This window comes from Sphingobium sp., assembly GCF_032153725.1.
Taxonomy (GTDB): domain Bacteria; phylum Pseudomonadota; class Alphaproteobacteria; order Sphingomonadales; family Sphingomonadaceae; genus Sphingobium.
On sequence record NZ_JALDYQ010000007.1, the window covers coordinates 37,753 to 52,328 of the forward strand.

Here is a 14,576-nt window from a genome sequence, read left to right on the forward strand (position 1 = left end):
AGTTACAGGTCGGTCAGCGTACCTTCGAACGCTTCGGCAGCAAGCCCAAGCGTTTCAGCAAGCGTTGGGTGAGGATGCACGGTCAGGCCGATATCAGCCGCGTCCGCGCCCATCTCGATCGCCAGCGCGGCTTCCGCCACCAGATCGCTGGCGTTCGGCCCGACGACCCCCGCGCCGAGCACGCGACCGGTCTCCTTGTCGAACAGCAGCTTGGTCAAACCCTCGTCGCGCGCCATCGACAGTGCGCGTCCCGAGGCCGCCCAGGGAAACTGTCCTTTGCCGATCTTGATGCCCTTGGCCCTGGCCTCGATCTCGGTGAGGCCGACCCAGGCGACTTCGGGATCGGTATAGGCGACAGCAGGGATGACCTGCGCGTCGAACCCGCTCTTGTGGCCCGCCGCGACTTCGGCCGCAACCTTGCCCTGATGCGTGGCCTTGTGTGCCAGCATCGGCTGGCCCACGATGTCCCCAATGGCGAAGATGTGCGGAATGTTGGTGCGCATTTGCCGGTCGACGGCGATGAAGCCACCCGCATCCACGGCAACACCGGCCGCCTCGGCACCGATCCGGCCGCCGTTTGGCACACGGCCGATGGCGACCAACAATTGATCGAACGTATCGGTTTGCACCGTGCCGTCCGGTCCCTCGAAGGTCGCGACAAGACCATCCGTCCCCGCCGTGACCGCAGTGAGCTTGGTTTTGAGGCGAATGGCTTCGCACTGCGGCTCCAGCCGCTTCATCAGCGGCTTGACGAGATCCGCGTCCGCGCCGGGGATGATCTGGTCGGTCATCTCGACTATCGTCACTTTCGCGCCCAGCGCGATATAGACGGTCGCCATCTCAAGCCCGATGATGCCCCCGCCCAGCACCAGCAGCCGTCCGGGCACCTTTTTCAGCGCAAGCGCCCCGGTAGAATCGATCACGCGTGGATCGTCCTTGGGGATGAACGGAAGGCTTGCCGGCTCCGATCCGGCGGCGATGATCGCCTGGTCGAAGGCGATCAGCTTGTTGCCGTCCTCGCCTGTGACCGCAAGCTGGTTTGGCGAGAGGAAGCGCGCGTCGCCCGTCACCACTGTCACCTTGCGCTTGCGCGCAAGGCCGGAAAGTCCGCCGGTCAGGCGACCGACCACGCCGTCCTTCCAACCGCGCAGCGCGTCGATGTCCACCTCGGGCTCACCGAAGCGGATACCGTGCGCGGCAGCGCCGCGCGCTTCCTCGATCACCTTGGCGGCATGGAGCAGGGCCTTGGACGGGATGCAGCCGACATTGAGGCAAACGCCGCCCAGGCTGGCCCGGCGATCCACGAGGACCACCTTCTTGCCAAGATCAGCGGCACGGAACGCAGCGGTATAGCCGCCCGGCCCGGCACCGATCACAAGCACTTCGGCGTGAAGATCGGCATCGCCCGCCACTGCATCGGCGGGAGCGGGAGCCACGGGCGCCGGTGACGGCGCTGCAGGGGCTGTTGCAGGCGCCGCAGCCGTTTCAGCGGCGACGGTTTCCAGCACAAGCACGACGCTGCCTTCGCTGACCTTGTCCCCGGCAGCGACCTTGATCTCCACCACGGTCCCGGCTTGGGGCGAAGGCACGTCGAGCGTCGCCTTGTCGCTTTCGAGCACAAGCAGGGTTTCTTCCTGCTCCACGACCTGTCCCGGTTTCACCAGGACTTCGATAACCGGCACGTCCTCGAAGTCGCCGATATCCGGAATCTGGATGTCTTTCTTCACGAGCGTCCTCACAATGCGATACGGCGGAAATCTGAGAGCACGCTGCACAGCGTGACCAGGAAACGCGCCGCCGCCACGCCATCCACGACCCGATGATCCCATGAGAGGCTGACCGGCTGGATAAGCCGAGGCTGGAAGGCCTTGCCATCCCACACCGGCTTGATCTGCGCGCGGGTCATGCCCAGGATCGCCACTTCGGGCGCGTTGATGATCGGAGTGAAGTTCGTGCCCCCGATCCCGCCCAGCGAGGAAATGGTGAACGTGGCGCCCTGCATGTCGCCAAGCTTGAGCTTGCCTTCGCGCGCCTCGCCTGCAAGCCGCACCGCCTCCTCGGCGATGTGGGCAATACCCTTCTTGTCGGCGTCCTTGATCACCGGCACCACCAGCCCGTCGGGCGTGTCGGCGGCGAAGCCGATGTGGTAATACTGCTTGAGGATCAGTTCCTCGCCGTCGAGCGACGAATTGAAAGAGGGATAGACCTTCAACGCCGCAACCGCCGCCTTGATGGCGAAAGGCAGGATCGTGAGCTTGGGCCCGGTCTTCTCGTGCTCCTTGTTGAGCAGCTTGCGGAACTCTTCGAGGTCGGTGATGTCCGCCTCATCGAAATTGGTGACGTGCGGGATGATCGTGGCGTTGCGCGCCAGGTTCGCGCCCGAAATACGGCGGATCTTGGAAAGCGGCGCGCGCTCGATCGGGCCGAACTTGGCGAAGTCCACCTTCGGCCAAGGCAACAGGCCCAGCCCCTCACCCGCCGCCGCAGGCGCAGGCGCGCCGGATCCGCCCGAAAGCCGCGCCTTGACGAAAGCCTGCACGTCTTCCTTGCTGATGCGGCCCTTGAGTCCTGTGCCGGGAACCTGCGCGAGATCGACGCCCAGTTCGCGCGCAAAGCGCCGTATCGAAGGAGAAGCGTGCGGCGCCTTGCCATCCGGAGCGGACGGCGCGGCCACCGGAGCAGGCGCGGCGGGAACCGGCGACGCGGCGGCCGGAGCAGGAACGAGTTCGGCCGGAGCCGCCGGAACAGGCGCGGCTTCTGCCGGAGCTGGCGCAGCAGACGCTCCGTCGGCCGCCACTTCCAGCACCAGGAAAGCCATGCCCTGACTCACCTTGTCGCCCGAACCGACCTTGATCTCCTTGACGCGCCCCGCCTGCGGGGAAGGCACGTCGAGCGTAGCCTTGTCCGATTCCAGGACGATCAGCGTGTCGTCAACGGCGACCTCGTCGCCCGGCGAGACCAGAATCTCTATGACCGGGATGTCCTTGAAGTCCCCGATGTCGGGGATGGTGATTGTTTCAATCTTGCTCATGGTCAGCAGCTCCAGGAGGCCGGTGCTTCGGCATCGAGGCCGTACCTGGTGATCGCATCGGCCAGCAGCTTGCGCTCGACCGTGCCTTCCTTCGCCAGCGCGTCAAGCGCGGCCAGCACGATATGATGGCGGTCCACCTCGAAAAAACGGCGCAGCGCCGTCCGCGTGTCGCTGCGCCCGAAGCCGTCGGTGCCCAGCGTCACGAAGCGCGCGTCGATGTGAGGCGCGATTAGCTGCGGATAGGCCCGCACATAGTCGGTCGCAGCGATCACCGGCGCCTTGCCCGGCAGCAGCGAAGCCAGATGGCTCTCGCGCGGGTCGGCTTCGGGGTGCAGGCGGTTGAACCGCTCCGCCTCGCGCGCGTCGCGGGCGAGTTCGCTGAAGCTGGTGGCGCTGAACACGTCGCTGGCGATGCCGAAGTCCTCCGAGAGCAGCGCCGCCGCCGCTTCGACCTCACGCTGGATCGTGCCCGAACCCATCAGCCGCACGCGCGCCTCCGCCTTCGCCGGACCGTTTTCGCCGAGCTTGTAGAGGCCCTTGACGATATTGTCCCTCACGCCCTGCGGCAGCGATGGCTGGGCGTAGTTCTCGTTCATCACCGTGACGTAATAGAACTCATCGACCTGCTCCTCCATCATCCGGCGCATACCGTGGTCCATGATCACGGCGAGCTCATAGGCATAGGCCGGATCATAGGCGCGGCAGTTGGGCACCATCGAGGCCATGACGTGGCTGGTGCCGTCCTGGTGCTGCAGCCCCTCGCCGCCCAGAGTGGTGCGTCCCGCCGTGGCTCCCAGCAGGAAGCCCCGCGCGCGCTGATCGGCAGCGGCCCAGATCAGGTCGCCCACGCGTTGGAAGCCGAACATAGAATAGTAGATGTAGAACGGCAGCATCGCCTTGCCGTGCGCACTGTAGGAGGTTGCCGCAGCCACCCAAGACGAGATCGCCCCGGCCTCTGTAATGCCTTCTTCCAGCAGTTGGCCGTCCTTCGATTCCTTGTAGTAGAGCATCGAGCCGGCATCTTCCGGCTCGTACATCTGGCCGCCGGGGGCATAGATGCCGATCTGGCGGAACAGGTTGGCCATGCCGAACGTGCGCGCCTCGTCGGCGACGATCGGCACGATGCGCGGGCCCAACTGCTTGTCCTTGAGCAGGCCGCCGAGCATGCGCACGGCCGCCATGGTGGTCGACATTTCCTTGCCGTCCGCGCTGAGCGCGAATTCGGCATGACTTGAAAGCGCGGGCACGGCGGGCATGTCTTCCGCCTTGCGCTGGCGAGCCGGCATGGCCCCGCCCAGTCCTTCGCGGCGCGCCTTTATGTAAGCCATTTCCGGGCTGTCGTCGGCCGGCTTGTAGAACTGCAGCGAAGTCACCGCCTCATCTGACAACGGCAGCGAGAAGCGATCGCGGAACTCGATCAGCGCCTCGATGTCCAGCTTCTTGGCCTGGTGCGCGGTCATCCGCGATTCACCGGCGCCGCCCATGCCGTAACCCTTCTTGGTCTTGGCAAGGATCACCGTCGGCCGACCCTTGTGCGCCTTGGCGGCGGCAAAGGCGGCATTGAGCTTGCGCATGTCGTGCCCGCCGCGCTTGAGCGCATTGATTTCCGCATCGGACATATGCGCAACCAGCGCCTGCGATTCCGGATCAAGATCGAAAAACTTCTGACGGTTGTAATCGCCGTCCTTGGCGCCCAGATTCTGGTATTCGCCGTCGACCGTCTGGGCGAAGCGGCGCAGCAGCACGTGCTTGTCGTCGCGCGCGAAGAGCGGATCCCACTCCGAACCCCAGAGGACCTTGATGACGTTCCAGCCCGCGCCGGTAAAGAGCGATTCCAGCTCCTGGATGACCTGGCCGTTGCCGCGCACCGGCCCGTCGAGACGCTGCAGGTTGCAGTTGATGATGAAAGTCAGGTTGTCGAGCCCCTCGCGGGCAGCGAGGGTCAGCGCGCCGATCGATTCCGGCTCGTCCATCTCGCCGTCGCCGAACACTCCCCAGACGTGACGGCCTTCGCAGGGCCGCAGCCCCCGGTGATCCATGTAGCGCATGAAGCGCGCCTGATAGATCGCGCTCATCGGGCCGATGCCCATCGAGCCGGTCGGGAACTGCCAGAAGTCGGGCATCAGCCAGGGGTGCGGATAGGAGCACAGCCCCTGCCCGCCCACTTCCTGGCGGTAGTTCGAAAGGTTCTCCTCGCTCAGCCGCCCTTCCAAGAACGCCCGGGCATAGATGCCGGGCGCGGAGTGCGGCTGGTAGAAGATCAGGTCCCCGTCGGTGCCGGCGCGGAAGAAGTGGTTGAAGCCCACCTCGAAGATCTCTGCGGCAGAGGCATAGCTGGCAATGTGTCCGCCAAGCTCGCCATAGGCCTTGTTCGCGCGCACCACCATGACGAGCGCATTCCAGCGCATGATAGCGGTGATCCGCTCTTCGATCGCCAGATCGCCGGGATAGGCGCCCTGCCGCTCGAGCGGGATGGTGTTGCGATAGGCCGAAAAGGGCTGATGCCCAGAGAAGATTCCTTGCTCGCGCGCCTGGTCTTCAAGCTGGCTCAACAGGAACAAGCCGCGCTCGGGCCCAAGCTCGCGCACGACGGCATCGAAAGAATCGCGCCATTCACGGGTTTCGATCGGGTCCGGATCGGCGACCGGATAAGCACGCGCGGCATCAAGCGAAAAGGACGCGGTCAAGGGACTCTCCCATTGAATTAATAGATCCGACAATACACGAAACGGCGCGGCATAACATATCGAATTCGCCTTGCCATCCAGACATCTTCAGCATAACCGACTTCCATATCGGAGAGCTGAAGCACAATATGCCAAACAAGATCGATCAGCAGGATCTTCGCATCTTGCGCGAACTGCAGGAGAATGGTCGCCTCACCAACGTCGATCTCGCCCACCGTGTGAATCTGTCACCGTCCCCCTGCTTGGCGCGCGTGCGCGAACTCGAGCGATCCGGCGTGATCGATCGCTACGTCACGCTGCTCGAACCTGCCAGGCTAGGCCTCAACCTGTCGGTATTCATCGAAGTCACGCTCGAACGGCAGGTCGAACAGGCGCTCGAGCATTTCGAAGCCGCGATGAACCGTCACCCGCAAGTCATGGAGTGCTACCTGATGACAGGAGATTCCGACTATCTGCTTCGCGTCATAGTAGAGGATGTCCGCTCGCTGGAACGCTTCATCGTCGACGAGCTCTCGAAGATCACCGGCATCGCCAACATTCGTTCGAGCGTTGCCCTGAAGCAGGCGAAGTACAAGACAGCGCTCCCGCTTGGGGATGCCGTCTGACGGGCCGACATCCCCAGACGCTCAGTCCGCCTTGAGCATCGGCTGGAGAGCGGCCAGCGCCGCCTCCGCGACTAGCGCGTCCTGATGCGACTGAACGCCCGAAACGCCGATGCCCCCGAGCTTCTGGCCGTGGAAGAGAATCGGCACGCCGCCCTCTACCGCCACCCGGTCCATGCTAAGAAGGCCGGGACGGTCCTTGATCATAGCCTCGATCAGCTTGGTCGGAATACCGACAAGTGCGGCGGTGCGAGCCTTCTCGATCGCGGTGCTCACCGATGCGGAGCTGGCATCGTCCATCCGCGACAACAGGATCACCGCGCCGGAAGCGTCAACCACCGCCACTGTCACCGGCCATTGATTGCTCGCCGCCTCCGCATGGCCGGCAGCCACCGCCGCTTCGGCTTCCTTCAGATCCAGTACAAATCGGCTTCGCATCTTCGTCCTTCCTCTCGCTCGAATCGCTGCGCCATTTATTGACTATCCTATCAATTTCTGCCAAGCTGAATTTACTGATCGCCTGATCAAAGTTGTGAGCAGGTGGCCTGGAGACGGATGTGGCAGGTTGCGTTCGCGGAACGCCGTGGGCGAACCGATTCACTTCCCGCCGGATAGCTATATCAAATTATCGGTTACGGAAGGCTTCGAACACCCTATGAGTTACAAGCTCCTGACATGCGACACCTCAATCGGCCCCCGCGTGGGGGTATTGATCGGCGACAGGGTATTTAGCGCCGAAAAGCTGAGCGGCAATCCTGCTTATCAAACGATGCTGGGCGTTCTAGAAGACTGGCAGGCGGCCGACGCCTTCTTCGCGGCCAAGGCTGAAGACGGTGCGGGGGAAGAAAGCAAGCCGCTTTCCGATGTCCGCATTCTTGCGCCGATCCTCTATCCGGGACAGATTTGGGCCGCCGGCGCCAATTACCAGGACCACATCGGCGAGATGGAGGACAGCGAGTACGCCGCGGTCAACGCCAAGACGGTTGCGGGCGGCCGCGCCTGGCATTTCGCGAAGTCCTCACGCGGGGCGATCGTGGGTCACGGTTCCCTCAATCCCCTGCCCTACTACTCGCAGAAGGTGGACTGGGAGATCGAGCTTGCGGTTGTGATCGGCCGGCCGGCCTACCGGGTCAGCGCCGAGGACGCGCTCGACTATGTCGCCGGCTATACCATCGCCAACGACCTGTCCGCCCGCGACTTCGTGGCACGCGAAGGGATCGATCCGGCTTCGCCCTTCCGCTACGACTGGCTGTCGCACAAGGGATTCCAGGGCGCCTGCCCGATGGGCCCGTTCATCGTCCCGGCCCGTTCCATCGCCGATCCGCAGAACCTCGATCTCAAGCTCTGGATCGGGGACGAATTGATGCAGGACTCCAACACGAAGCACATGATCTTTTCGATCGCCGAGCAGATCGAGGAGATTTCCGCCCGGATCACCATGTACCCCGGCGACGTGATCTTGACCGGCACCCCTTCGGGTGTCGGCATGGGTCGAAACCGCTGGCTCCAGACCGGCGAACAACTCCGGCTGTCGATCCAGGATATTGGTGAACTGCGCCACGGCTTTTGCTGAGGCTGGCGGGCGCGACATCCAATAGGAACAGGCAATTACCTTTATGACAACTTTCAACCCATCAATGGCAAGTAGCCCGCTGCCGGTTATCATCGTCGGCGCAGGCCCTGTCGGCCTGCTACTGGCCAGTGAACTGGGGCTGCGCGATATTCCGGTGACGGTGATCGAGGCACGGACCAGCCACCTGCGTCATCCCAAAGCCAACACCCAGTCCGCGCGCTCGATGGAGATCTATCGACGCCATGGGTTGAGTCGCGGCCTGCGCGAGAATGGCCTCCCGGCCGACCGGCGCACAGACGTCGGCTATTTCACCCGTCTGTTCGGGCAAGAGCTGCACCGCGTGCCCTTGGACAGCCCTCGCGATACCGAGGCCAAGGCGCTTGCCGGCGATCCGGAATGGCCGACGCCCGAGCCACAGTACCGTGTGACGCAGATGCTGCTCGAGCCGAGGCTGCTCGAACGGGCCCGCTCATTCCCCACTGTTGAGGTCCGCTTCGGTCATTCCGCCGTCGATATGACCGAAGACGGGGCCGGCGTTTCCCTTACGGTCGAGAATGTCAAAACAGGCGAACGGGAAGTGCTTCGCGCCGCTTATGTGGTGGGCGCCGACGGCGGGCGCAGCTTTGTTCGCCGCAAGCTCGACATCCGCTATTTGGGCGACGACGGCCTGGAGATGGAGTTCATGGGCGGACGGATGCTCGCAACCTATTTCCGCGCGCCCGGCTTCCTCGCTAGTTTTCCGCACGCCGACACGTGGATGCACTGGACAATGCAGCCCGGCGCGCGCGGGATCTTCCTGGTTATCGATCCCGCCAGGCACGAATTTCTCATGCACGTCCAGCTTGGGGCTGACGAGAAGGCCGACGATACGCCCTTCGCGGATCGGCTCGCGGCAGTGGTTGGCAAGTCCGTCGAGCACGAAATCCTCTCTAGCGCCGAATGGCGGGCTGGGCTCGGCTTGGTTGCCGAACGCTATGCACAGGGCAGGTGCCTGCTGGCGGGCGACGCGGTCCACCTCTTCACCCCGACTGGAGGCTTCGGACTGAACACGGGTATAGAGGACGCCTACAATCTCGGCTGGAAGCTGGCCGCCGTCTGCCAGGGAATTTCGCCTGCCGGGCTTCTCGAAACCTATAACAGCGAGCGTCACCCGATTGGCCTGCGCAACACCGGATTTGCGCTGAATCTGGCGAGCGCGGCCGGCTCCTGTCCGGTCACGCCCAATCTTGAAGAACAAACGCCAGCCGGCAAAGCGGCGCGCGAAGTCGCCGTGGAGCACCTGCGCAAGTTCGCTTGGCGCGAATTTAACACACCGGGCGTCCAGCTCGGCGCCCGCTACGACGGTTCCTCGATAGTCTTCGCCGATGAGGAACCATCGCCCGAGGATTCGCCCACCCTCTATATCCCCAGCGGCAAGCCCGGTGGCAGACTGCCGCATACATGGCTGACAGACGGCGCATCGCTGTTCGACCGGCTCGGGCGCGACTTCACCCTGCTGCTCATCAACAAGGCTGACGCGACGACCTGGGCTGACGCGGCTGCGGCCATTGGGCTCGATCTATCCATCCTCGATTTATCGAACGAAGAGGGGCTTGCCGGTCTATACGGCGCGCCAGCGGTGCTTGTCCGCCCCGACCAGCACATCGCATGGCGCGGCTCAGTTATCGGGGCCGATCCTGGCGCGGTTCTGCGCAAGGCTTCGGGCGCCGACCTGGCCAAGGCCGGCCTCGCGAAAGATAATCAGCCTGCACATTGACGGGAGATCAGCGATTATGACCAGTACCAAACCAAACCTTATGTTCAGCCATCTGGGGATTTCCGTTACGGACCTGCCAAAGATGGAAGCGTTCTATACCGACATGATGGGCTTTACGGTGACCGACCGTGGGCCGGTCGCCGGGCTCGACGTCGTGTTCATGTCGCGTGACCCGCTCGATCACCACCAGATCGTTCTCGCGACCGGACGTCCTGAAGTTCTGCCGGAAAACACTGGCAATCCAATGTTCGGCCCGTGCATCAACCAGATCTCGTTCCGTATGGGATCGTTTGCGGACTTGCGCGACATGCACACGCGCCTTCTGGCCGGCGGTTACAAGGAAGAGGGCCTGCTCTGCGCCAACCACGGCCTCGGCTGGAGCATCTACTTCCCCGATCCGGAGCGAAACGTGCTCGAATGCTTCGTCGATTCCGACTGGTACATGGACCAGCCTGCACTTGAGCCGCTCGATTTTTCCAAGACCGACGACGAGATAATTGCGGAAACTAAGGCCATCTGCGAAGCTTCGCCGGGCTTCGAACCGATCGGCGATTGGCGCGCCCGCACGGCACTGAAGATGACGAAATTCCGGCCCGCGGATTGACTATTCACGCTGACTGACAGCCTGCCTGAAGCCAAATCTGTTCGGGCGGGTTGTTCTTAACAAAATCCAGAGCGCGAGAAATATTCGTCAGACGGGTTCGGCATTGATTACGCTGGCGGGTGAGCGTGTCGGGCAGACTTGCGTTACCTCGAAGCCACTCTTCTCCAACAACCGCCTGTAGGCCGACGCCGACCGTTCGCGTCCGCCGGTCACCGTCATCATCAGCATGTCGTACATCCAGCCTGAGTGGGGCACCGGCTCCTCGGGCAGCACGTACTCGACGACGGCCAGGCGACTTTCCCGTGTCACCGCCGCCCGTATGCAGCGCAGGATCGCAATCGCTTGTTCGTCGTCCCAGTCGTGCAGGATCTGCTTTATCAGATAGAGGTCGCCGCCCGCCGGCACTGCCTCAAAGAAATTCCCGCCGACCGCCGAAAGCCGCGACGCTACAGGGTCATCCTTCCAGTTCTGCTCCGCCCTGGCGGCGATTTCGGGCCGGTCGAAGACGATGCCCGTCGCCTCGGGCTGATGCGTCAGCAGCAGCCTCGCGAGACTGCCGAAGCTGCCGCCGACGTCGACAAGCTTGCTGAACGCACCGAACGGGTCGGCCTCGATCAGTGCAGCCTCGATGCGGCGAGTGGTCGCCGACATGCCTTCGGCAAAGGCCGAGGCCATGGCCGGATGATCCTTCATGTATTCGAAGCTGGAGGCTCCAAAGGCAAGGTCGAAGGCGGGTTTGCCTGTCTCCATCGTTCCGGCGAGCGCCTGCCAGGCAGGGTTCATAACCAGATGGCCGAGCGCGATGTAGGCACGCTGCGATTCCGGATGATCTGAGAGCAGCGGCGCCGACAGGGCGGAAGGGCCGTATCGGTCATCACCCAGTTCGGTGAATATGCCTTGAACGGCCAGCACACGCAGGACGCGGTGCAGACTGACTGGATGAGTGCCGGTTGCGCGAGCGACCTCCGCAATGCTGGCGCCGTCCCCGATCGCGTCCGCAATCCGGCGTTCCGCAACAAAGAACAGCAGTTCGCCCAGAGACCAGCGCGGCACCACTTGCCGCCAAAACTCCGCCACTTCCGCATCCATGCTTACCTCCGTTCGGGCCTGACATCTCGACGCTAAATTAACCACATGGACATTATGGGCGATGCAGAGATCGGGCAAGGCAAGAACGCCGCCGGTACGCGGTCAAACGTCCTTAAAGGCAGTTCGGGAAAATGCATTCGAACCGCCATGTCCTTATCGTTTGCCGCGTGCGGCAAGCAAGGGACGATCGTCTTCACCAGCTCGTTAGAGAGCTTGGTTTCAGTGCCACTACCGGGATCCTTACAGCACGCTGAAATTCGCGCTAAGCCGCTTACAGGCACCATGCGCATTGAACGCGTTGACTGGGGGTGTAGATATCTAGCTCATCGAGCCGAGGGACTTCGCTATGCCGACCGTATTCAATCAGGTGGAATCGCTGAACGCCAAACCAGGCAGCCTGTCAGAACAGGAGTGGGCACTCTAGGGCCAGCGCTACTGGCAGATGATCTATCGGCTCAAATCGGCGGTCGAGGATCCGAACATCATGCAGTCCGAGGCGGTAGCTCGGTACCTGGTCGAGGTGGTCAATGCCGAAAACCCGGATGCTCGCCATCCAGTGGATCCCGATGCGAAGGCCATGATCGGGGCAAGTGCGACAAAGTTCGACAGCGAGCTGGACGAGCTCATCCTCAGCAACTTCCGCATAGCGGCGTTCGATCCGGAGCGGGCGCTTTCCCTGGAAGAGCGCCCATCTCCGCCGCTATCAGATCGAAGCCCCGGCGGAATGTCCATCGCGGATTGCAACCTGCAGATACCGTGGCGACAGAGCATCGCCGATGATGCGTGGCCCAAAGCCCCGTTCCTGCAAATCAACATAGATATCCCGGTTGCTGCGGTTCGTCGAAACGAACACGACGACGTCCGCCGGGATATCGAACTCCCCAAAGCCGCTTTCGTACCAGAACGACTCCGGTCCGACGCGCACCGAATTCTCGCCAATAGCGATCGCCCGCGTGCGGATGTGGAAGCTGAAATCGCCTGCCTTGTACATGCGGTTTAGCGCCGGCTCGACGATGCCACCCATGTGAAGCTGGGGGCCGATACCCGGCAACTGGGTGACGAGCACTGTCTTGAAGCCCTTGCCGACCAGCTCTTCAGCGCAGGCAAGCGCCTCGTAGTGGCCGGCATCATCGATCACGACGGCCGAGCCACCATCCGGCAGATCGCAATCCATGAACAGATCATAGGACGAGATTACGTGCCGCTGGTCCATGCCCCGGATTGGCTCCTGCGGATGGGAGACCTGCACGCCGTCCATCCGCGGCAACGATCCGGTGGCGACGATGATCTCGTCCGCACCGAAAGCCGCAACATCCTCGGCATCGACATAAGTGCTCAGCCGCACGTCGACACCCAGCCGGAATATCTCGCGCTCCAGCCATTCAGTGATGTCGCCCAGCTTATGGCGGCCGGCGGAGCGCTTTGCGACCTCGACCATGCCGCCGAGCTTCGAGGAAGCCTCGGCCAGGATCACCTTGTGGCCACGCAGCGCCGCAACTCGCGCCGCCTCCATCCCCGAAGGCCCGCCGCCGATGATCAGCACCGTCTTCGGACTCTCGACAGGCGTGAGGAAGTGGTCGCCCATCACGCGTTCGCGGCCCACCGCGGCATTGACCGTGCATTCCATCCGCATGGCGACCAGCGCGCCGGCGGCGCAGCCCTGGTTGCAGCCGATGCAGGGACGCACCTGGTCCGCTCTCCCGGCGAGGCTCTTGTTGACGAGATCGGGATCGGCGATCAGCCCGCGCACCATGCCGACCATGTCGGCGTCGCCCTGGCGGATCACCTGATCGGCCTCGTCCATCGTCTGGAACCGGCCGACGACGATCGTGGGGATATCAAGCTTGCGGGTGATCTGCGTCGAGGTCGGCAGTTCATAGCCCATCGGCGAGTCCATACCCGCCGAAATCGGTGGGAACATGTGATAGTTGCCGAACGACAGGCTGACATAGTCTGTCAACCCGCGATCGATGAGCATCCGCGTTGCGCGCAGATATTCTTCAGGGCTGAGGCCGCCCTTGAGCAGATCGGGCGAGATCCGGATGCCCACCGCCATGTCCTTCGAAACGGCGCTGCGCACCGCCTCCATCACCTCGATCATGAAGCGCGCGCGGTTCTCGAATGATCCGCCGTAATCGTCCTCGCGCTTGTTGGTGATCGGGCTCAGGAACTGCGCGATAAGGTAGCCGTGGCCGCATTGCACGTCGAGCCCATCGAGCCCGTATTCCTCGCAACGCCGCGCGCACTCGGCGAACGAGCCGACGATTTCGTCGATCATGCCTTTGGTCATCGGGATCGCCGCGACATTGCCGAAGCGACCCGGCAGATCAGACGCCGACCACGGCGGCGAACCGTCGAACAGATGCGCGTTATGTCCGGCGTGCCAGAGTTGCTGGAACAGCTTCATGCCGTGCGGCTTCACGACGTCGACCAGCTTGCGATAGCCGTCGCCGATCGACGGATCGAACAGGTTGAGCGAAAACGGCGTGGTAGGATGAACCGAGCCTACCTCTATGATCGAAAGCGCCACACCCCCGATCGCCCTGCGCTCATGATAGGCGATCAGGTCGTCTGTCATGTAGCCCCTGCCGTGCAGCGTGGCATGGGCTGGACGGACCACGCGGTTCTTCAGCTCCACATTGCCGATCATGATCGGCTTGTCGACATGCGTGTAGGCCATTTCCTTTTATACCCTCCCGCGACCGGCCGCCCTTCCGCCGAGCCTTTGCAATAAGTTTGTCCATCTGGACAATATTTGGCCCGTCGCCAAAGTCAAGCTGTGGCGCACGTTCCGCTGCCTTCGCCATTGGCGCATGGGCGTTCAGCGGATGATTTGCGGATCGTCCACCATCATGATCCGCTTGGCAGCCAGATCTATGAACTTTTCCTCGTCAGGCGCCATCAGCTCCTGAAATTTCGGCTCCATCGCCATGGCGCGGAAATCGTCGATCGTATCTACCCATACTTCCGACATGCCATCGTAGCCGGCCGACTCGACACCGGGAAAGACATCCGTCGGATGAAGCCGGTGTTGAACGTACTTACGGATGTATTTTGCAATTTCCGGCGTTTCCATCGCCAGCTTCGCATGCACGTTCTTCCAATGACTGCAGAACTCCTCGTGCGTGAGGCCGGGCTTGCGTTTGTAGAAACCAAGAACGCAGATCATCTCACTCTCCTCTGAACCGTCCTGTTCAAGAGGCCCCTTGCCGGACAGACCGCCTTGACAAGTTA

11 protein-coding genes are annotated in these 14,576 nt (G+C 62.8%); 4 read left to right on the top strand and 7 right to left on the bottom strand.

Translation table 11 applies throughout. The features are described from left to right. Positions 1-2: 2 nt before the first annotated feature. Genes lpdA through mdeB form a run of 3 tightly spaced genes read right to left on the bottom strand, consistent with a single transcriptional unit; the run spans position 3 to position 5,718 of the window. Entirely contained in the window at positions 3-1,727 is a 1,725-nt protein-coding gene (gene lpdA, locus RUH75_RS04175; RefSeq protein ID WP_313802475.1) for a dihydrolipoyl dehydrogenase, read from the bottom strand. 8 nt (positions 1,728-1,735) lie between these two features. Further along, positions 1,736-3,031: a dihydrolipoyllysine-residue acetyltransferase gene (gene aceF, locus RUH75_RS04180; RefSeq protein WP_313802477.1), complete on the bottom strand. Its 1,296-nt coding sequence runs from the start codon at positions 3,029-3,031 to the stop codon at positions 1,736-1,738. A gap of 2 nt (positions 3,032-3,033) precedes the next feature. After that, the gene (mdeB, locus tag RUH75_RS04185) at positions 3,034-5,718 is read right to left on the bottom strand and encodes an alpha-ketoglutarate dehydrogenase (protein WP_313802479.1); all 2,685 of its coding nucleotides are present in this window, start codon (positions 5,716-5,718) and stop codon (positions 3,034-3,036) included. 128 nt (positions 5,719-5,846) lie between these two features. Between mdeB and RUH75_RS04190 the strand changes: the two genes are divergently transcribed. Then, on the top strand, positions 5,847-6,323 hold the full coding sequence (locus tag RUH75_RS04190; RefSeq protein WP_313802481.1) for an Lrp/AsnC family transcriptional regulator: 477 nt from the start codon (positions 5,847-5,849) through the stop codon (positions 6,321-6,323). Between the two features lie 21 nt (positions 6,324-6,344). Here RUH75_RS04190 and RUH75_RS04195 read toward each other — a convergent pair whose 3' ends face one another. Next, a complete protein-coding gene (locus tag RUH75_RS04195) occupies positions 6,345-6,758 on the bottom strand; it encodes a GlcG/HbpS family heme-binding protein (RefSeq protein ID WP_313802483.1) in 414 nt (137 codons plus the stop codon). A 217-nt stretch (positions 6,759-6,975) separates the two neighbouring features. Here RUH75_RS04195 and RUH75_RS04200 point away from each other — a divergent pair, with 217 nt between their 5' ends. From RUH75_RS04200 to RUH75_RS04210, 3 genes are read left to right on the top strand one after another with little or no spacing between them, the layout of a single operon-like run. Further along, positions 6,976-7,893, top strand: a complete 918-nt coding sequence (locus RUH75_RS04200; RefSeq protein ID WP_313802485.1) for a fumarylacetoacetate hydrolase family protein — start codon at positions 6,976-6,978, stop codon at positions 7,891-7,893. A gap of 43 nt (positions 7,894-7,936) precedes the next feature. Next, on the top strand, positions 7,937-9,649 hold the full coding sequence (locus RUH75_RS04205) for an FAD-dependent monooxygenase (protein ID WP_313802487.1): 1,713 nt from the start codon (positions 7,937-7,939) through the stop codon (positions 9,647-9,649). Between the two features lie 16 nt (positions 9,650-9,665). Further along, complete coding sequence (locus RUH75_RS04210) at positions 9,666-10,253, top strand: VOC family protein (RefSeq protein WP_313802489.1); 588 nt, start codon at positions 9,666-9,668, stop codon at positions 10,251-10,253. A gap of 87 nt (positions 10,254-10,340) precedes the next feature. Here RUH75_RS04210 and RUH75_RS04215 read toward each other — a convergent pair whose 3' ends face one another. The 3 genes from RUH75_RS04215 to RUH75_RS04225 form a co-directional block, all read right to left on the bottom strand. Further along, positions 10,341-11,342 carry a methyltransferase gene (locus tag RUH75_RS04215; protein WP_313802491.1) on the bottom strand — a complete coding sequence of 334 codons (1,002 nt, stop codon included), beginning with the start codon at positions 11,340-11,342 and terminating at the stop codon, positions 10,341-10,343. 703 nt (positions 11,343-12,045) lie between these two features. Further along, positions 12,046-13,992, bottom strand: a complete 1,947-nt coding sequence (locus RUH75_RS04220; RefSeq protein ID WP_313802493.1) for an FAD-dependent oxidoreductase — start codon at positions 13,990-13,992, stop codon at positions 12,046-12,048. A gap of 171 nt (positions 13,993-14,163) precedes the next feature. Further along, the gene (locus RUH75_RS04225; RefSeq protein WP_313802494.1) at positions 14,164-14,511 is read right to left on the bottom strand and encodes an EthD domain-containing protein; all 348 of its coding nucleotides are present in this window, start codon (positions 14,509-14,511) and stop codon (positions 14,164-14,166) included. Positions 14,512-14,576: the final 65 nt, after the last annotated feature.